The 17,734-nt window shown below is 43.1% G+C and carries 16 protein-coding genes; 10 read left to right on the top strand and 6 right to left on the bottom strand.

Features of this window, described 5'->3' with window-relative positions; genetic code table 11:
- Nucleotides 1-62: 62 nt before the first annotated feature.
- Entirely contained in the window at nt 63-1,298 is a 1,236-nt protein-coding gene (locus UYC_RS0125685) for an LL-diaminopimelate aminotransferase (protein WP_026087446.1), read from the top strand.
- Nucleotides 1,299-1,374: 76 nt separating this feature from the next.
- Here UYC_RS0125685 and UYC_RS0125680 read toward each other — a convergent pair whose 3' ends face one another.
- A complete protein-coding gene (locus UYC_RS0125680; RefSeq protein WP_016874428.1) occupies nt 1,375-1,872 on the bottom strand; it encodes a hypothetical protein in 498 nt (165 codons plus the stop codon).
- Nucleotides 1,873-2,315: 443 nt separating this feature from the next.
- Here UYC_RS0125680 and topA point away from each other — a divergent pair, with 443 nt between their 5' ends.
- Nucleotides 2,316-4,475 carry a type I DNA topoisomerase gene (gene topA, locus UYC_RS0125675; protein WP_016874429.1) on the top strand — a complete coding sequence of 720 codons (2,160 nt, stop codon included), beginning with the start codon at nt 2,316-2,318 and terminating at the stop codon, nt 4,473-4,475.
- A gap of 500 nt (nt 4,476-4,975) precedes the next feature.
- Here topA and UYC_RS36830 read toward each other — a convergent pair whose 3' ends face one another.
- Together UYC_RS36830 and UYC_RS0125665 are read right to left on the bottom strand one after the other, a co-directional pair.
- Nucleotides 4,976-5,200, bottom strand: coding sequence for a hypothetical protein (locus UYC_RS36830; RefSeq protein ID WP_071588437.1), 225 nt, complete (start codon nt 5,198-5,200; stop codon nt 4,976-4,978).
- A 28-nt stretch (nt 5,201-5,228) separates the two neighbouring features.
- Complete coding sequence (locus UYC_RS0125665; protein ID WP_016874431.1) at nt 5,229-6,662, bottom strand: aromatic ring-hydroxylating dioxygenase subunit alpha; 1,434 nt, start codon at nt 6,660-6,662, stop codon at nt 5,229-5,231.
- Nucleotides 6,663-6,798: 136 nt separating this feature from the next.
- Between UYC_RS0125665 and UYC_RS0125660 the strand changes: the two genes are divergently transcribed.
- On the top strand, nt 6,799-7,545 hold the full coding sequence (locus UYC_RS0125660) for a PAP/fibrillin family protein (protein WP_016874432.1): 747 nt from the start codon (nt 6,799-6,801) through the stop codon (nt 7,543-7,545).
- Between the two features lie 8 nt (nt 7,546-7,553).
- On the opposite strand, the gene UYC_RS0125655 is transcribed toward UYC_RS0125660, so the two are convergent.
- Nucleotides 7,554-8,528, bottom strand: coding sequence for a WD40/YVTN/BNR-like repeat-containing protein (locus UYC_RS0125655; protein ID WP_016874433.1), 975 nt, complete (start codon nt 8,526-8,528; stop codon nt 7,554-7,556).
- Between the two features lie 667 nt (nt 8,529-9,195).
- On the opposite strand from UYC_RS0125655, the gene UYC_RS0125645 reads away from it, so the two are divergent.
- The 5 genes from UYC_RS0125645 to UYC_RS0125625 all read left to right on the top strand — a co-directional run bounded on the left by UYC_RS0125645 (nt 9,196) and on the right by UYC_RS0125625 (nt 14,368).
- Nucleotides 9,196-9,444 carry a DUF433 domain-containing protein gene (locus UYC_RS0125645; RefSeq protein WP_016874435.1) on the top strand — a complete coding sequence of 83 codons (249 nt, stop codon included), beginning with the start codon at nt 9,196-9,198 and terminating at the stop codon, nt 9,442-9,444.
- Nucleotides 9,445-9,873 (top strand): DUF5615 family PIN-like protein, encoded by a 429-nt coding sequence (locus tag UYC_RS35765; RefSeq protein WP_235082937.1) that lies wholly within the window; start codon nt 9,445-9,447, stop codon nt 9,871-9,873.
- A 7-nt stretch (nt 9,874-9,880) separates the two neighbouring features.
- On the top strand, nt 9,881-10,600 hold the full coding sequence (locus UYC_RS0125635; RefSeq protein WP_016874436.1) for a cyanoexosortase B system-associated protein: 720 nt from the start codon (nt 9,881-9,883) through the stop codon (nt 10,598-10,600).
- Between the two features lie 122 nt (nt 10,601-10,722).
- Complete coding sequence (locus UYC_RS0125630) at nt 10,723-12,078, top strand: polysaccharide biosynthesis/export family protein (RefSeq protein WP_016874437.1); 1,356 nt, start codon at nt 10,723-10,725, stop codon at nt 12,076-12,078.
- A gap of 124 nt (nt 12,079-12,202) precedes the next feature.
- Nucleotides 12,203-14,368, top strand: a complete 2,166-nt coding sequence (locus UYC_RS0125625; protein WP_016874438.1) for a GumC family protein — start codon at nt 12,203-12,205, stop codon at nt 14,366-14,368.
- Nucleotides 14,369-14,388: 20 nt separating this feature from the next.
- Here the strand turns inward: UYC_RS0125625 and UYC_RS0125620 are convergent, their stop codons facing one another.
- Nucleotides 14,389-14,865 carry an MEKHLA domain-containing protein gene (locus UYC_RS0125620; RefSeq protein WP_016874439.1) on the bottom strand — a complete coding sequence of 159 codons (477 nt, stop codon included), beginning with the start codon at nt 14,863-14,865 and terminating at the stop codon, nt 14,389-14,391.
- Between the two features lie 413 nt (nt 14,866-15,278).
- On the opposite strand from UYC_RS0125620, the gene UYC_RS36825 reads away from it, so the two are divergent.
- On the top strand, nt 15,279-15,710 hold the full coding sequence (locus UYC_RS36825; protein WP_026087447.1) for a VOC family protein: 432 nt from the start codon (nt 15,279-15,281) through the stop codon (nt 15,708-15,710).
- Here the strand turns inward: UYC_RS36825 and UYC_RS0125615 are convergent.
- Nucleotides 15,640-16,317 (bottom strand): esterase/lipase family protein, encoded by a 678-nt coding sequence (locus UYC_RS0125615; RefSeq protein ID WP_016874440.1) that lies wholly within the window; start codon nt 16,315-16,317, stop codon nt 15,640-15,642. The genes UYC_RS36825 and UYC_RS0125615 overlap by 71 nt on opposite strands.
- Nucleotides 16,318-16,747: 430 nt before the next feature.
- On the opposite strand from UYC_RS0125615, the gene UYC_RS0125610 reads away from it, so the two are divergent.
- Complete coding sequence (locus tag UYC_RS0125610; RefSeq protein ID WP_016874441.1) at nt 16,748-17,356, top strand: hypothetical protein; 609 nt, start codon at nt 16,748-16,750, stop codon at nt 17,354-17,356.
- The last annotated feature ends 378 nt before the right edge of the window (nt 17,357-17,734 follow it).

Raw genomic sequence — 17,734 nt, 5'->3', positions numbered from 1 at the left:
AGGTATCGCCCATATCAATTAGCAGTAAGCTGTTTTATCTAGGGCGTTTTTCACAATCTACTATGGCAACGATTAACGACAACTACTTGAAGCTCAAAGCAGGTTACCTGTTTCCCGAAATTGCGCGACGAGTTAATGCCTTTGCTGAGGCGAATCCAGATGCCAAAATCATCCGCTTGGGGATTGGTGATGTCACCGAACCACTACCAGAAGCTTGCCGCACAGCGATGATTAAAGCTGTGGAAGAAATGGGCGATCGCGCTACTTTTAAAGGCTACGGCCCAGAGCAAGGTTATGCTTGGTTGCGGGAGAAAATCGCCAAATACGACTTCCAAGCACGGGGATGCGAAATTGATGCTTCGGAAATATTTGTATCTGATGGTTCTAAATGTGACACTGGCAATATTCTAGAAATCTTTGGACATGACAATACCATTGCCGTTACAGACCCGGTTTATCCCGTATATGTAGACACTAATGTCATGGTGGGAAATACTGGGGAAGCCAACGATAAAGGCGAATTTGAGGGTTTAGTGTATCTGCCAATAACAGCAGAAAACAACTTCACCGCGACAATTCCCTCGCAGAAAGTCGATTTAATTTACTTGTGTTTCCCCAATAACCCCACTGGTGCAACCGCCACCAAAGAACACCTCAAAGCATGGGTAGACTATGCTAGAGCTAATAACTCAATTATTTTCTTTGATGCAGCTTACGAAGCCTTTATTACCGATCCATCGATTCCGCACTCCATCTACGAAATAGAAGGAGCAAGAGAGTGTGCGATCGAGTTTCGTTCTTTCTCTAAAAATGCCGGATTTACCGGAACTCGCTGCGCCTTAACGGTTGTACCAAAGAACCTCACAGCCAAAGCCGCTGATGGTTCCGATGTCGAGTTGTGGAAACTTTGGAATCGCCGCCAATCTACTAAATTCAATGGCGTGTCCTATATTGTGCAACGCGGGGCTGAAGCAGTTTATTCTGAAGCAGGACAGGCGCAAACTAAGGCATTAGTTAGCTTTTATCTGGAAAACGCCAAAATTATCCGTGAGCAACTAACAGCAGCCGGATTAGCTGTATATGGTGGTGTAAATGCTCCTTACGTTTGGGTGAAAACACCTAATAGTCTTTCTAGCTGGGATTTCTTTGATAAATTGCTGCATACTTGCAATGTTGTAGGCACACCCGGTTCTGGCTTTGGTGCTGCGGGTGAAGGCTACTTCCGCATTTCCGCATTTAACAGCCGGGAGAATGTAGAAGAGGCAATGAAACGCATTACCGAGAAGTTTAAAGTGTAGAGTCAAAGTTGCGGTGGGCAATGCCCACCGGGCTTGGCAGTTGCCAGAGAAAACAAGCTTTGTGAAAACTTATCTTTTACAACTGCTCCATTTTCACACCCGGCACTTCCAACATCACCGTTGTCACTGGCACAAGTCGCCCTACAGTAGTGTAATAGCTATTCCCCACTGGTGTTATCGTCGAACGTTCCTGAAAACGGCGCATGGTAATCAAAAACCACTCCCGCGTCTTTGGCATCGGTAATTGGTACAGTTGACAAGTATTGACGAAGTAGTAAAAGATAAACTGCGCTTCTGTGTACATAAAGCAACCGGGGTTTCCCTTCTCTAGATTGCTGTGGGTTTCAAAGAAAAAGTTTCGAGTTTTGTTCCACCGATCGCCCTTTACTTCAATCAGGATATCGCCCGTTCTCGTTGTCCAAACCAAGTCAACATCTGTGCGTTGGTAATCTGGGTCATGCTCTACATTGGTAACATTGATAGTTTCTGGCTTACCCCACAACCATGCTTCAATGTCACAAGCGGCTTGCTTGGCTACCTGTACTGCATCTTCCATGCTGTAGCTGTAAGTCATAGCTCCACTTCCACTATTACAATTAGTTAGTACAATTGTATTATTAAAAGCAGAACTCAAGTAGTTACACCAATTGTCTGTGAATAGAAAGATGCTTCTAGTCCAAAAACAAGAAGCATCCTACTAAGTGAGTGTTTTGACTTAGGCGATTTCACCATTACAGTACAATTGTACTATAAAAACAAAGTGTAAACAGGGGAATCTGGACAACTCATACCATTTCACGTTAATCACAATACACATAAATTTTTGTAGAGACGCGACGGCAGTCGCTACAACGGGGGGAACCCCCGCAACGCGCTGCCTCATCTATCGCGTCTCTACACGGTCTGTTATTTATATCAGACTTTTTGTGAAATGATATCACAGCTAATTTAGTACATATATACTAAATGTATGATAAAAAATTGCCTTTGTTATCAAGCATTTAACAAGTAAGTGCTATGCCCAAACGCCTTCTAGTGGTTGAATCTCCTGGTAAAGTCAAAAAACTCAGTCAAATTCTTGGTTCTGATTGGATTGTTCGTGCTAGTTGCGGACACATTCGAGAACTCAGTGATGAAGGTGAGGATTCGCTGGGGTTCATCATGGAGGGCAGTAGTGTGCGATGTAATTATATACCTCGCGATCAACGCTCGAAAGAAACTATCCAGCAATTAAAGGCTGCGGTTAAGCAAGTTGATGAAGTTGTCTTAGCAACCGATCCAGATCGGGAGGGAGAAACTATTGCTTGGCATCTGAAGGAAGTACTGGGATTGAGGGAACCAAAACGAGTTGTCTACTCTGAAATTACGGCAGCAGCTGTTCGAGGAGCGATCGCCAATCCCAGGAAGCTTGACTTTAACTTAATCGGCGCGGGATTATGCCGAGATTGTCTAGATAAGTTAGTAGGTTACAAAGGAAGTCCATTAGTTTGGGCGTTAAACAATGGTGCTAAAAGTGTCGGCAGAGTTCAAAGCGCCACCTTACACCTGATTTGCCAACGGGAGAGGGAAATTCAAACTTTTGTCCCTCAAGACTACTGGAGTGTTTGGGTAGATTATGCCGAGGGGTTCCGGGCTTTTTACAAAGGTACGGCGAATTCTCCACAAGAAGCACCAGAACAAGAAACAGAAACCCATGATGATGCGGCTGTAAATAACACAGAAACACCAGAGTCTAAGTGTGTGCTTTCGGAAGCAGAGGCAACAAGGTTAGTTGAAGAAGCACGGCGGTATCCTCATCGAGTTATTCAGATTGAAGGAAAAACTGTTCATCGCCAACCACCTCCACCCTTCACAACTTCCACCCTCCAACAAGCTGCTGGTTCAAAGCTCAAATTCACACCATCCCATACCATGCTTCTCGCCCAAAAGCTATATGAGGCAGGGTTAATTACATATATGCGCACAGACTCAGTGATGTTGAGTCCTGAGTTTGTCAAGAGTGCGCGGCAGTGGTTGGAACAAAACGATCCGCAGAATGTACCGCAAAAACTTGCCAAGCACCGCAGTGCTAAAACTGCTCAAGAAGCCCATGAGGCGATCCGTCCCACAGATGTTTTTCGTCCCTCAGCCCAATTGCGGCAAGAATTGCCTGCTGATGAATTCAATTTGTACGTCATGATTTGGAAGCGAGCGATCGCTTCTCAATGTTGTTCTGCCCGATTGCGTAAAACTCAAGTTATTACTCAATCTGGACAACTATTGTGGCAAGCGAGAGGTCAAGTAGTAGAATTCTACGGTTACGCTCGCTACTGGAACAACCTCAGTAAGGATACAGTTTTACCACTATTGCAGCAGGGACAAGCCCTAACCCTGGAAAATGCAGCCCATGAGAAAAAACAGACACAACCCCCACCCCGTTACAGTGAGCCGAAACTAGTGCAACTAATGGAGCGCAAAGGAATAGGGCGTCCCAGTACCTATGCTCCAACTGTTGCAACTCTCAAGAAGCGGGGTTACGTGCAGTTAGCAAAAGACAATTTACAGCCAACAGATTTAGGATTAGAGGTTGATGCTTTCTTGCAGAAGGCATTGCCAGATCTGCTGGAGGCAGAATTCACAGCCAAGATGGAAGATGCCCTCGATGCGATCGCTCTTGGAAAACAGGGGTGGCAGCACTACTTAACAACTTGGAATCAAAATTATTTTGCACCAGCTTTGGCAAAAGCGAAAACTGTAGTTTTCAGATCAGATAAAGCTAAAGTTTCTCCTGTTGAACGCAAATATGAAACTTCCAGAACTCGCTGCCCTCATTGCAATAATTTTCTAGCCAAAATTAAGAGTACTAAAGTTAAAAAGAAATACTTTCTTAAATGTGTTAATGGGTGTGAAAATACCGTTCTGTTTTGGAACGAACTCAACAAAAAGTGGGAACTACCTCGAAACAAAGAAAGCAGAGATAAAAATCCGCAAATACCTCCAGTGAAGCTAACTTCGTATCCCTGCCCAGTGTGTAAAAAGCCTCTAGAAGAGTACAGTTACGTCAAGGATGGACAGAACAAGACAATGCTACGGTGTTCTGCTCAAGAGTCCCGTCAGGATAAAAAACATAAAGATGTGGCTTACTTTAGTACGCAAAAAGGCTGGTGGAGTCCAAAGTTTGGCGAATTAAATTTTTAATCATCCATCAATTAGAGGTGTGATGTAGTCTAAGGTTTTGCTACTCTCATCATTAGTTTTACCAGCCAAAAAGTAACTTCACAACGTTCTTCACGATCATGAAAAGTAACATCCATTGTTGTTGGTTTACGACGACTAGTCGCTGCAACCTGTTTACCCATTAATACACTGGCGTGTTAGGGAGTAGATGCAAAATATCAATAATCGAACTGGAAGGGTTTTTTTTACCAACCACAAAGAACACAAAGGACACAAAGAAATAGTAATCTTGTCGCGGAAAGGTAGTAAGTTTTTTGAAGTAGTTAAAAACTTCATTTAATGTAGTGCATTTCTCTCCCAACTAAATCACCAAGCAGTTAGTGGCAGAGGGATGCACGAAAACAGGATGATAAACGCACTTATAAAGCATCTTTGTTGCCCAGTCACAGCTAGTAGTCTGTCAAGATGATTTTGATGGATAAACTAATTTTTGATTTTCTTATTTTTTCTTTCTTTGCGTTCTACCCTGCGGGAAGCCGCTTCGCGTCTACGTGCCCTTTGTGGTTCGTTCCTTTATCCCTCAATTCAAACTTGACACAGAATTCTGGCGTTGCTGATTCAAAGTATGAATTTGCCTCACGCAGAGGAGCCAGTACGCCCTTGCGGGTTAAGCGCGTTGTAGCAACTGGCGTTACGCAAAGTCGCAGAGAGTAAGAGTTTATAAATGCCTGATTTTTAAGTTTCATACCTAAATTCAGTAACGCCGAAATTCTTCTATTTTTTCTCTGGCAAATTTCTAGGCGGGACTTCTCGTCCTTGGTAAAACTGTCGCTCCAACTTGCTTAAGCCAAACCAAATCAAAGCACCACTAACAACAGCCAAAGTAGAAATGGTAGCAGTGACAATAGACGCTTGACCCTGAATCAACACCAATAGGGGAAGTAGTCCCCAAACCAATGCTGCCACTACAGCGACTCCCACCCTCAACCGTTGCAAGTTAATCAAGGCAGTGCGGCAACTGGCGCATTTTTTCGTGTGGGAATGATACCTGTCTAGTAGAGCTTCTTTAGGTAATGGCGGTGGCAGAGTCTCTCCTGGAAATGGTTCGGCATGATATTGCTTCACCCAGGAACGCAACTGGAATACGAAAAGGTCGGCTTTAGTCGGCAAATAAAACGCTTTAGTAAAGTTGGCACTGCCGCCTCGTTTTTCGAGATACCGTTGTTGGTAATGCAGAAAAATCTGATCGTCTTCCAGGACGTTATTTTGTCCAATGTGTGAATACCAGCGTGGAGTCAGTTTCAGAAACAGTCCTGGTAATTTGGAGGAGAATTTGAAGGGAAAGCGGGCAAATAACCGACATTCTCCCTTACGAATTGGAGTTGCATAAACTACTGTCAAAGTTCTGCCAAACTGCTTGGAGGTGAGGTCGTGCCACATCAGTCCAGGAGCAATGAAGGTAGTATCCTGACGCCCTAGAGTTCCTTTGCGAGGCCCTTCTGCCCAAGTCCCTTTAAACCCCCACTTCCCTGATTCTACGACTTCCAATTCAACGGCAGACACGTTAGCCCGATTGCCAACGGTGCGGTGGTGCGTGTAAGGGACATGGCTGGGATCGAGAACGTTTTCCATCAACGTTAGGGCATCATAGGGTAAGTCTCGAAAGGTATTGAGGCAAATCCAGCCTTCAGGATCTTCCTCCAGGGGTTCGACGATCGGAACTTTAGTTTTAGACGCATTCTCTACTCGACCAGGATAAACGAACAACAGCCCTTGACGAACAGTGGTGGGCATAGAAGTCACGCACGCACGCCCAGAAACTTCTGCTTTTGTTCCTTCCGCTTGTTGGGGGATACGTTCACACCGACCGGTTCCTGAAAAAGACCAGCCATGATAAGGACATTCTAGCTGTCCTAACTCGTTAATTCTGCCTTCTGAAAGCGGCGCTAAACGGTGTGGGCATTGGTCTACAAATGCTCGCCACGTCTGTTCGTTTTTGTCCCACCACAAAACAATGTCCTGCTCTAGCAAGGTGAAGCGAGTTAGCTGAGATTTGTCTAGGTCTTCAACGTAAGCGACAGGATACCAAACTTCTTGCCACTCAAAGCGGTCTGGATCGAGTCCACCCGCAGGAAACTCTTGTGGTGCTATGGTTTGGGATGTGAGTGCTTGTTGAGAATCCTGTTGAGATAAAACGCTGTTGGACATGGTGGGAGGTGTAAAAAATCTTTTTATTTTCCTATCCACAAAAAATGTAACAATTTTTGAACGGTACTGGTGAGTCGCATTCGATCTTAGAAATGGTCTAAAGTAACATCAGTTGAAGTAAAAAATCGATGGCGCTATGGCAGTAGATACGGGAAAATATACAGCGGCTAAAACAGCTTTGCGTCAGGCGCTTGCTGCTTGCGGTGGCAGCACCAAGGACAAAGCCGTACTTGACGCGATTGAAAATCTCCAGCCTCTCAACCCGACGAAAGCACCAGCCTATAGTGGCACCCTACTGGATAGTAATTGGTTGTTGATTAGCGCGCCGAATTTTCCGGGAGGGGAGCAACTTGAAGATGGAAAGTTTGCCTATACCCTCGGTCGGCTCGCTTTTAATATGTTTCAACCGACAGGACTAAAATTGGTCATTGACCGAGTTCTACAACCTGTCTTGTTATTGGAAGGAGAACAGCGCAGCCACGATATTGTTGTGGAATTTACGACAATTGACGAGTCCCTTCCCAAGCTGGCTGGCATTGTTCGCAATCAAGGGGTCTGTCACCCGGTTAGCGATCGCCTGCTACAAGTAAAATTTACGGGAGGAACTTTAACGCCCCAAAACCCAAATCAAATGGACGATTGGCAAGCGGTTTTTGGACAGCAGCAACCCTCACAAAAAAGTTGGCAAGAAAAATTCAAGTCCGCTTTATTCTGGCTTATGTTTGGTTTGGTTCCTCCACAAGCAATGAATCCAGAAACTGGAGAAGTTTGTTTCACCATGCAGCGATCGCCTAAAGGTCGTCTAGAAATTCTCTATCTTGATGATGAACTTCGGATTACTCGTGGGGAACGGGGAACGGTTCTAGTATGTGAGCGGCAGTAATGTCGAGATTAGATGAGAGTCAGACAGTTAATAAGTCCTAAACCTGAGGCAATCCCCTCCCACGTCAAGCCAGCATCATTGGAGAGAAAAATTTGCCCATCACGAGTTGCAAATCCTGCTATATTTCCTGAGGTAGCAATGCATCCCGTATTGATATTGTCTGAAAACCATTCTGGCAATCCTTGCTCGCACTTCTCAAACGTTCCTATCTCGTCAAGCGATCGCCGATAGAGGGCTGCTTTACTACCACTAGGCCCCATCGAAACACTCATTAAAATGGTGTCTCCACACAGGTTGATCGCCCGTGCATAGATTGCATGGAGTTTCTTTCGATCAAAGCTCCAATCGTCTCCTCCATCTTGGCTCATAGCTAGTCCTTGAGCCGTCGCTGCTAGAACCAAACCAGGGCGATCGGCAGCGGTTCGGACTTCGTGGACATCGGCATGAATATCAAGGGTTGGTTGCCATGATTTTCCTTGATCGCGAGAACGCAAGATTCCACCCACATGAATATTTGCGTATAGTTCACCCGATGTACCCACTGCCAGCGATCGCACATCTGGCAATCCACCCCAAGGAGTATACCATTCGTCCCTTCCCTCTGCCTGCTCAAAGCTGTCGATAATTTGCATATTTCCTTCGACAACTCGCATCAAATGAGCTTCAGAGGTGCCAACTAAAACGGTGTCATCAATAGGTAAAAGGCAATGCAAACGTAGGTTTTCGCTCGAAGCGACTTTGCGCCATTCGCCGTTCAAGTTGCGCTGCCAAACTGAGTTATGATTGGCGATCGCCCATAATCCTTCATTACTGGGAGCGATCGCGGTAATATCGAAGCCTTCAAGTTCAATTCGTTGCTCAGATTCAAGAACCCACAACCCTTTGGATGTTCCTGCCAGTACTGAAAGTTTGCGGCTCTGGGACTCGGAATTGCTAGAATCCAAGGTCGCTTGTTTGACGTTCTGTTGTGCAACTTCAACCATAATTAAACCTCCTAGCTCTTTGCGTTACCTTAGCCACGCAAAGCGTCAAAGAAATGACTGTCCTATCTCCAGTCTAGTAATTACTGCTAAAGAATAAGACTGTCTTAGGTAGGAGGGGCTTTGACCGTTCACCGATGCTAAAACTAAATTTTGTGAAGATGGCCAGCTAACTGTAAGGTATGAGAAGCGATCGCTTTTGTGGGATGATAAATAAAGCTCACTATTGCTTGTTTAAGGTTTGGGCAATCTCCAGCAAATACCGGAAGACAAGACTGCACTAGCAACAGCAGCAATCAAAATCACCTGGATAGCATCACTTAAATTAAAAGTCATTGTCGTTACCTCAATTTTCAATTTCTATAAATCACTTCAATCTCTTATGGCAAATCTCCAGAAAGACAATTGTGATTTAGGACAAAAATCTATGTGATTCTCGTCTCATCATTGTCAAAAAATTCCTCTAGTTGAGTGCGATCGCCCACAACACAAACTCTATAGTTGTACATTGTCAGAGAAGGGTATTACTGCACGTTAACCAGAAGAGCGTATGAGTATTGAACAATTGCTATTGGAAAAATGGCGATCGCTGCTCTTTCTTTCAGCTTGACGACATAAAGTACTGCGATCGGCGATCTAGAATAAGGCTGCTACTCTGAAAGTTAAGGTAATGACAGACCAACAATTATTAGAAAGAATAGTCCTCAATCCGAAGGTACTGGTGGGAAAGCCTATAATTCGAGGTACCCGCTTGAGTGTTGAGTATATCCTGAACCTCCTTGCTCACGGTGCAACAGTCGCAGAAATTATAGAAGAATACGAAGGACTGAGTCCGGAAGATATTCAAGCCTGCATTTTGTTTGCTAGTAAATCTCTTTCAAATACAACGTTCATGCCGCTAGGTGTGGAAAATATTTAGATGCGCTTTTTGGTAGATGAATGCACAGGCCCAGCTGTTGCTCGTTGGTTACGCAACCAAGCTTATGAAGTTTTCTCTGTGTATGAAGAAGCGCGAGGAATGAGCGATGACGATGTGCTTCAGAAAGCAGTTGATGAAAATTGGATTTTGATTACTAATGATAAAGATTTTGGTGAAAAGATTTATCGAGATGGTCGTTCACACCGAGGTGTTATCTTTTTGCGACTGGCAGATGAGCGTGCTGTCAATAAGATAGAAACCTTCAACGCTTGTTTGAGAGCTATGCGGAACGCTTACCCGATCAGTTCGTTGCTGTTACAGAGAATAGAGTTCGGTTTGCACAGTTATAAAGGTGCGAAACTAACTGTAGATATTACTGAACCCATCATGGCAGTACTAGATGCAAAATCTTACCTAGACACTGCCTAATTCACTGATGAATTACTCTAAGTTTTTCAAGAAGCGCTACTTTTCTCATGGAGTAGCTTTGTTGTTATTACTACTATTGTTAGCGTTAGGAGCAGTTCCAGGATACCTAACAGGAAACTGGCAATGGCGGCAACCACCTCCTGTCACCAATCTCAAACAGTTGAGACAGATACGCCAGACAGGATTAACTCTTCCTGGTTGGCAAACCATTGAACAAGCCGAACAACAAATCGGCGAACACAAATGGTCATTACAATTACTCCAAAAACAAGGTGCCAATACTCAAGCTGTGTTACTTTTATTACCCCAAAATGGTCCTAAAAATCAGCCTCAAGTAGAATGGACAGATATCAATAGTTGGGGAAGACTGCGTTGGGGACAGTGGAATCTAGCTCAAAATCGTTTAGTAGAATTTACAGCCAAGCAGCCCCAGGAAAATGCTTTAACTACTGAAACTAAGGTAAGAGCTACCTTCTTTCGTGCCGCTACAACAGAGCAAACTTTTGCTGTTCTACAATGGTACGCTTGGCGAAACGGTGGAGATTCGTCACCTTTGCAATGGTTGTTAGCAGATCAAGTAGCACAATTGCACAAGCAACGTGCTGCTTGGGTAGCTGTTAGCATTCTCATACCGATGGAACCTTTGGGACAAATCGAAACAGTTTGGTCTGAGGTTAAGTCTGTCGGTGAAACAGTACAAGCTGCTTTAATGGTAAGTTTTTTGTAAAATTATTGACAATCTCTTGATAGAAACAGTAATACATTTTTTGTATAAAATTGTTTTTTATAAAACTAGCACTTAGTATATTTACAGGCTAAGATAGCATCTTCATAGCTTCCAGTTGTGATATGCGTGCATTCAGTGCCTTGTATTTTTTTAGTCTTCAGGTCAGTGTTTTCCTTGGCAATGCTGCTCAACCTGTTGTTGCCCAGCAGACTGTACCTACTCTGCCATCCCCAGTCACAGCGCCAGTGCAACTTCCTGCCCCCCCAACAAGCACTGAATTTGTACCTTCTGGTGTTAACAACGAGCAAATATCACCACAACTCAGCCGCTACATTTTAGGGCCGGGAGATTTAGTTAATATCCAAGTTCAACGCCCTCCGGGTCAATATCGCTTAGGAGCAGGAGATGTCATTAGTGTTGTAGTGCAGCGTTTTCCAGATGTAAGCTTCCAAGCAGCCATTAATCCAGAAGGAAATATTATCGTTCCTTTGTTAGGAACAGTATCACTACAAAATCTAACTTTGGAACAAGCACAAGTCAAAATTCGCTCGTTACTAAATCGTTATTTAGTTGAGCCGATTGTCACTTTATCACTGATGTCACAACGCCCAGATCTAAATTTTTCGGTTGCGATTAATCCAGAAGGTAATGTTGTCTTGCCACAAGTGGGAACAGTTTCCCTCAAAGGTTTAACTATGGCAGAAGCTCAAGAAAAAATTCGCTTGTTGCTCGATCGCATTGTCGTCGATCCAGTTGTGAATTTATCACTAGTATCAGCACGACCGGTGCAAATTACAATTAGCGGTGAGGTATTCCGCCCTGGTATTTATCCTATGGGTTCACCAACGCCTCGTGTTGCTGATGCCCTGCTTTTATCAGGTGGTTCTACAATGATGGCAGATTTGCGACAAGTACAAGTGCGGCGACATTTGATTGATGGTTCTGTAGTTGCACAAACTATTGATTTGTATACTCCTTTGCAAAATGGCGGTACAGTACCTAATTTGCGCTTACAAGATGGAGATGCAATCATTGTGCCCCGTCGCGAACTCATTAATGATGATACTTACGATCGCAATTTAGTAGCTCGTTCATCCTTAGCTCAACCACAAATTAAAATTCGGGTATTAAATTATGCTGCTGGAGGTCTTGTAACACAAACGCTACCGAATGGTAGTAGTTTTGTTGATGCTTTAGCAGGACTCAATCCTGATACTGCCAACTTACGAGAAATTGCTCTAGTTCGTTTTGATCCGGAAAGAGGTAAACCTATTACCCAGAGATTGGATGGTAAAAAGGCGCTTTCTGGAGATGCATCTCAAAACGTGCCACTTCAAGACAATGATGTTATCGTTGTTGGTCGTAATCTTGTCGGTAGAATTACTAATTTGGTATCTACTATTACCCGTCCCTTCTTTGATGTTCAGACCTTTATCCGCTTTTTTGAAACTTTTGGTGGTGGCGGTAGTAGCAAGTAGGCGAGAGAAGAGGACTAGGGGAGGGGGAGCGGAGGAGCAGAGGAGATGGGGAGACAAGGGGACAAGGAGACAAGGAGAGTAATAAACCATCAACTACTAACCACTAACTACTAACCACTAACCAATGACGCCACCGATTGTTAAACGCTATTTGATTGCTTTCGAGAAGTACAAGTGGATTGGATTAACCAGTTTTGCTTTGGTTGTAGCTGGTTCTACGGTGGTGGCTATGCAACCAGAACCACCTGCTAGTTATGTAGCAAATGGTGCTTTGACTTACACGAGTCCACCTGTTTTTTTCTCTGCGACTGGTAGTGAAATTCTCCAACAAGGACAAGAACTTTCTCAAGAAGTTTTACTATCCGATCAAATTATTGAAACTGTGGCAGCACAAGTTCATGTGAAACCACAAAAAATTGGTTTGAATGTTGCTTTAAGTCTACCGAAAAAAAGCAAGACGGGAGAATTAGAATCTTCAATCATTGAGTTGAAATACAAAGATTCGGATAAAAAGCGCGCTCAAGAAATAGTGCAGCTATTGATGGAAACAATGGTTAAGTTGAGCGGTGAAATTAATACTGGACGATTAAAAGCAATTATTAAAAAAATCAATGAGCGTGTACCCCCTACTAAACGAGAATTAGAAGTTGCTGAAAAGAGACTGGAACAGTACGATCGCATTCAAGGCCCGGCAATTCTCGCTGCTGAGAACGGTAGCTTATTAACTGGAATTACCACCAGCCAAACCCAGCAACGGCAAATTCAACTCACACTGGCTGGAATCGATGCCCAAATTCGCAGTTTACAAACAAAGTTAGGATTAACAGTTAACCAAGCTTATGTTTCTTCTGCTTTGAGTGCCGATCCAATTATTGCTAGCTTGCGATCGCAAATTTATCAAGTTGAAACTCAAATTGAGGTGTACAAACGAGATTTTCGTGCTCTACATCCAACGATGATTCAGTTGCGGCGTCAAAAGGAAGCCTATGAAAAGTTGTTACAACAACGTGCGAATGAGGTAGTCGGTGGGGGTGGTATGGCTGCTCCTCTAGGCGGTACAACAGGTATCCGTACTCAAATTAACTTAGATCCATCTCGACAGCTACTAGCAAACCAACTTGTGACTTTGCAAACCCAGCGCGAGACATTGCAGCAACAACTATCGTCGCTAATTAAAGAAGAAGCGCAATTGCGACAGGAATATTCTTTGATACCCAATAAGCAACTAGAGCGATCGCGTTTAGAACAAGAGGTGTTACTCAAGAAAGCAGTTTACGACAAAATGCAAGCAAAGCTCAGTGATGCTAAAACCGCAGAAGCAGAAACCGTCAGCAGTCTCAGCATTGCTAGAGCGCCTATAGTTATTGCCAATGTCAAACCTCCCAAGAGTGTGTTTGCTACTCTTGCTGTCGGTGGTTTCTTAGGATTAATAGTTGGTGGTGGAGTGATATTTTTATTAGGGTCACTAGAAGGTACGTTCAAAACCAAAGAAGATATCCGCGACACTCTCAAGCAACGAGAAGTTACTGTTTTGGGTGAGTTGCCTTTGATGGCTTTCGAGAATTTATCACCTGATGATCTGTCGGTAGTGCTTTCTTTAGATTCTCCTTATTTAGAGTTTTACGAAAAGTTCCGTAGCAATCTCCGCCGTATCGGTGGGAAAAATTTAAAAGTTGTCATGATTGCCAGTACCAGCAGTTTTGAGGGCAAAACAGTAAGTGCATATAACTTGGGCATAGCTTCCGCTCGTGCTGGTAAACGTACTTTGATTGTAGAAACAGATTTGCGATCGCCTTCTCGAAGCCAATCCCTTAAAGTTACTCTCAATGCCGATGCCAATCTTGAACCCTTGCATTATTATGCGAGTCTGAGCGAATGCATCCACTTAGTTCCTAATGTGGAAAATTTATACATTGTTCCCAGTCCTGGCCCTGTGCGCCAATCGGCTGCTGTGCTAGAATCTAGCGAATTACGGCGTCTAATTGCAGATGCTCGCGAACGTTATGATTTTGTCATTCTAGATACTAATCCTATCAGTTTATGTAATGATGCCCTATTAATCCAACCTTACAGCGATGGCATAGTACTAGTAACGCGACCAAATTATACACAAGAAAACATCTTAGGTGAAACCATAGATGAATTAGTAGAATCTGAACTAGGGTTAGTCGGAGCTATTATCAATGGTGCCGATATCACAGTTCCTTTAGCTCAACCTACGGTTTTGGTTGCTTTGTCTGGGGGAGAATTAGAAATTCAAGAAGAACCACACGCTGAACTATCGGTTTGAAGCAGACAAAATTGAAGTAGTTATGCCATAAATTTGTAGTTATAAAACATAGCTGCTTGACCGCAATAGCAATCATCTTCGTCTAGTACATTCCAAAGAATAACTTCTTCTATTTGGAAACGCTTACCAGTACTAGTGATGCGAATGGCAGGAAACTTACTGTATCCTTTGGTTACCGTATCAGTTAATCGGCGATCGCGCTCCTGTTGTGCTACCTCTTGGGCTGTTCTCCGTGAGGGCATACGGGTAAATTCCTCCCACGACAGTTCCCATAATTCCAAAGCTTTGCGATTACCATAGTTTAAAATCGGATCTGCTTGTGTATCATGAGAGGCTAAAACAAAAGGCGCTTGGAATAATGCTTGGGCTATTTCTTCTGGTGAACCACTAACTTCTAGTAAAGAATATCCCAACCAATAGTGAAAACTTTTGAGTAAGCGCTGACTGTGGCAAATCACAGCTTTTTGCTGCCAAGGAAATAGAATGTTACTGGTCATAATTAGGGACTAGGTACTAGGGGATAGGGGACAGGGGACAGGATTGGGTGAACACAGGGAAGGATTTTCTCCCCCACTCTCTACTTTCCTCTTCTTCCCAATTCTCAATCTGGTTATTGTCGTTTTAGAATTCGCTCGATGTAAATTGGCTAAAAATAAGTTGGTTGATTCACATCTTGCACCAGTTACTTTATTGCAATTTTTGTAGGGTGGGCACTGCCTAACTTTCCTCAAACCCTTAGTTTTACGTTGTGAACAGTGCCCACCTTACAGTTATTGAGAATGGTGCAAAATCTCAGTTGAGTAACCTAAGAAATTATGCCAACAATAAAGTAGCTCCTGTTAAATAAAAGTATCCCAAATCTCCCTTCGGCTTAAAGTTTTCTCTAGCTAATATTTCTAGGTAAAAAGAAATGAATCAAACTATATTTCACCTTGCCTTTCCAGTTACTGACATTGCCCAAGCAAAAGCATATTACGTTCAAGGTTTAGGCTGTATCCCCGGTCGAGAAAATCGCCATGCTTTAATTCTCAACCTTTACGGTCATCAACTAGTAGCTCACGTTACGAAGGAAAACCTTACATCTCAACGCGGTATTTATCCCAGACATTTTGGATTAATTTTTACCTCAGAAGCGGACTGGGAATATTTACTGACCAGAGCACAAGAGCGACAATTATTGTTTAGAGAAGAACCAAAGCATCGCTATGTCGATACTCCTTTAGAGCATCGGACTTTCTTCTTAGAAGATCCGTTCTATAATTTGATGGAGTTCAAATATTATCGTTACTCTGAAGCGATTTTCGGGAGTGCAGAGTATGTTCAAATTGGCGATCCTCACTAATTTGCTTAACAGGTTCTGCTAAGGCTTCTGCCACAGCCGTCAGACATCTAATATCTGTTATCATCCAACCATGAACTAATGCTGGTATGATTACCTCTCTACCTAAAGGCATCTGTGAACTATTTGCTGGGACAATCATCAAATCATAAGGTGTCCACATAGAGGTAAAATTCAACTGCTTGAGCATGAGAACATCCCGATTTAAATCTTCTAAAAAAGCACTATCAGGACGCATTTGTACACAGCCTGCACCTTGGTGACTATAAGCAATCCAAGTACCATGATGCGGTGCGGAGATAGTGACAAACCTTTGTACACGGTTAATGCCTCCTAGTCGCTGCACATAGTAACGGCTCACAATTCCACCCATACTAAAGCCCACCAAATCTAGTGGTTGCTCTGGTGGAAAATTACACTCAATATAGTTGGCAACTTGGTGTGCTAATTTATCAAGGCTTTCATGACCATTATTAGGTATGAGATCGAGGTCGTATACAGCCCAGCCGTTTTGTGTTAGATAGGGAACCATTCTTTCAAAAACCCGACCTGTATCAAAAATGCCATGTACCAATAACACCGGATTGCGTTGAGAAGTCTGTTTGTTCATTTGTAAAGTTAAGATAAGTATTAATACAATCTGAGAAAAATCTAACTAGGAATTATTAGTAGCTGCAACCTAGCTATGACACTAACCCTACTGGTTCCACTCTAGGCAAGACCCGATCTAAATACGTTTACTGAAAGTTAATGTTAAGTTTTGTTAAACAAGCTTTTAGATTATTGCTCTTAGATCCAGAAAAATTTAATAATTAATTGTGAGTATTAGCAATATTCCAAACATTTAAGATCAATAGTTGATAGTAGTTGCTGTTTGCAGTGGCAAAAAGTATTTGTCATTTATATGCTTGCGACTCGCACCTGAATTGTACGGTGCAAATAAGGGATGTGTTAAAAGTATCTTGAATAGATGTAAGAAATTTCCCTAATTTTTAATCAATTTACTCGAATTTCAGGTATAAAAGACAGGAGAAATTGTAATGTTCGGTTTTATCAAAAACTTAATCACTGGGATTATGAAATTTATAACTGGGCTTCTCCCTGGCAAGAAAAAAAACAATGGTTACTATCTCGAACTGAAGGAAGAGGCTGAGACTGCTGTTGAGAAAGTTTCTGATGCAGCAAAAGCGGCTGCTGAGAAAGTTTCTGATGCAGCGAAAGCGGCTGCTGAGAAAGTGACTGCCACTACCAAAGCTGATGCAGAAAAAGCAGTTGCCTCTAAAGGCGCTACTACTACCAAAGCTGATACCGAGAAAGCAGTTGCTTCCAAAGGTGCAGCTACAGCCAATGGCAAAAAACCAGCACAATCAGTAGCTGCTGCCCCAGAGGCAAAAAATGGGGTAAAATCTCCTGCTAAACCAGCCCAAGTGGAGTTAGTACAAACTGCTGAGGGTGTGACAGTAGAACCTAAGTCTGAAAAAGCTTCGGCAGCAGCAGCTAAGGTAGTTAAGTCACAACCAAAAGAAACTACCTTTGCTCCAAAATATTTAGTACCTAACAGTACTAATGGACGTCGACGCCCAGGAGCTAATATGAATTCTTTTCTGGAGATGGCACGTCAGGTCAAAACCCCTAATACTAATAAGTAAGTTTGACAACAAAAGAATCATAGGTCGGTTACTTCAACCTATGATTCTGCTAAATATTTAGTTAATTGTAGAGACGCAAATTTTTGTGTCTCTACATTTGTTTTTTGTGCTGTCTTGAAAATAGGGTGTGGGATACAGGGGAAAAAGATTTTTATTCCCTCGTTGTGTGATTTAATCACATGGGCGTCTCGCACCATTCAATTGAGAGAGCAAGATTTTCTCGTTACCAGGTTGAACCTGGTAACGAGGGTTTGTGGGCTGCCGCCTCCAGGCTGTTGTAACTATTGCAAGATGTGAATTCTCCAGTTTGTCAGAGTTTCTTAACTTTACCCCCTTAAAAACTTAGCTGCACAAGATTAATATTTGATTGATATGTGA

It is taken from the genome of Chlorogloeopsis fritschii PCC 6912, assembly GCF_000317285.1.
Taxonomy (GTDB): Bacteria; Cyanobacteriota; Cyanobacteriia; order Cyanobacteriales; family Nostocaceae; genus Chlorogloeopsis; species Chlorogloeopsis fritschii.
Note: the sequence above shows the minus strand (reverse complement) of the source record. Positions and strands in the feature narration are given on the sequence as shown.

Bases quoted from the DNA above. Each gene is read 5' to 3' on its own strand.
- UYC_RS0125625 (WP_016874438.1), top strand. From the start codon at position 12,203: ATGACGCCACCGATTGTTAAACGCTATTTGATTGCTTTCGAGAAGTAC.
- UYC_RS0125615 (WP_016874440.1), bottom strand. From the start codon at position 16,317: ATGAACAAACAGACTTCTCAACGCAATCCGGTGTTATTGGTACATGGC.
- topA (WP_016874429.1), top strand. From the start codon at position 2,316: ATGCCCAAACGCCTTCTAGTGGTTGAATCTCCTGGTAAAGTCAAAAAA.
- UYC_RS0125680 (WP_016874428.1), bottom strand. From the start codon at position 1,872: ATGACTTACAGCTACAGCATGGAAGATGCAGTACAGGTAGCCAAGCAA.
- UYC_RS0125645 (WP_016874435.1), top strand. From the start codon at position 9,196: ATGACAGACCAACAATTATTAGAAAGAATAGTCCTCAATCCGAAGGTA.
- UYC_RS0125655 (WP_016874433.1), bottom strand. From the start codon at position 8,528: ATGGTTGAAGTTGCACAACAGAACGTCAAACAAGCGACCTTGGATTCT.
- UYC_RS0125665 (WP_016874431.1), bottom strand. From the start codon at position 6,662: ATGTCCAACAGCGTTTTATCTCAACAGGATTCTCAACAAGCACTCACA.
- UYC_RS0125685 (WP_026087446.1), top strand. From the start codon at position 63: ATGGCAACGATTAACGACAACTACTTGAAGCTCAAAGCAGGTTACCTG.
- UYC_RS0125610 (WP_016874441.1), top strand. From the start codon at position 16,748: ATGTTCGGTTTTATCAAAAACTTAATCACTGGGATTATGAAATTTATA.
- UYC_RS0125620 (WP_016874439.1), bottom strand. From the start codon at position 14,865: ATGACCAGTAACATTCTATTTCCTTGGCAGCAAAAAGCTGTGATTTGC.
- UYC_RS0125660 (WP_016874432.1), top strand. From the start codon at position 6,799: ATGGCAGTAGATACGGGAAAATATACAGCGGCTAAAACAGCTTTGCGT.
- UYC_RS35765 (WP_235082937.1), top strand. From the start codon at position 9,445: ATGCGCTTTTTGGTAGATGAATGCACAGGCCCAGCTGTTGCTCGTTGG.
- UYC_RS36830 (WP_071588437.1), bottom strand. From the start codon at position 5,200: ATGAAACTTAAAAATCAGGCATTTATAAACTCTTACTCTCTGCGACTT.
- UYC_RS0125630 (WP_016874437.1), top strand. From the start codon at position 10,723: ATGCGTGCATTCAGTGCCTTGTATTTTTTTAGTCTTCAGGTCAGTGTT.
- UYC_RS0125635 (WP_016874436.1), top strand. From the start codon at position 9,881: ATGAATTACTCTAAGTTTTTCAAGAAGCGCTACTTTTCTCATGGAGTA.
- UYC_RS36825 (WP_026087447.1), top strand. From the start codon at position 15,279: ATGAATCAAACTATATTTCACCTTGCCTTTCCAGTTACTGACATTGCC.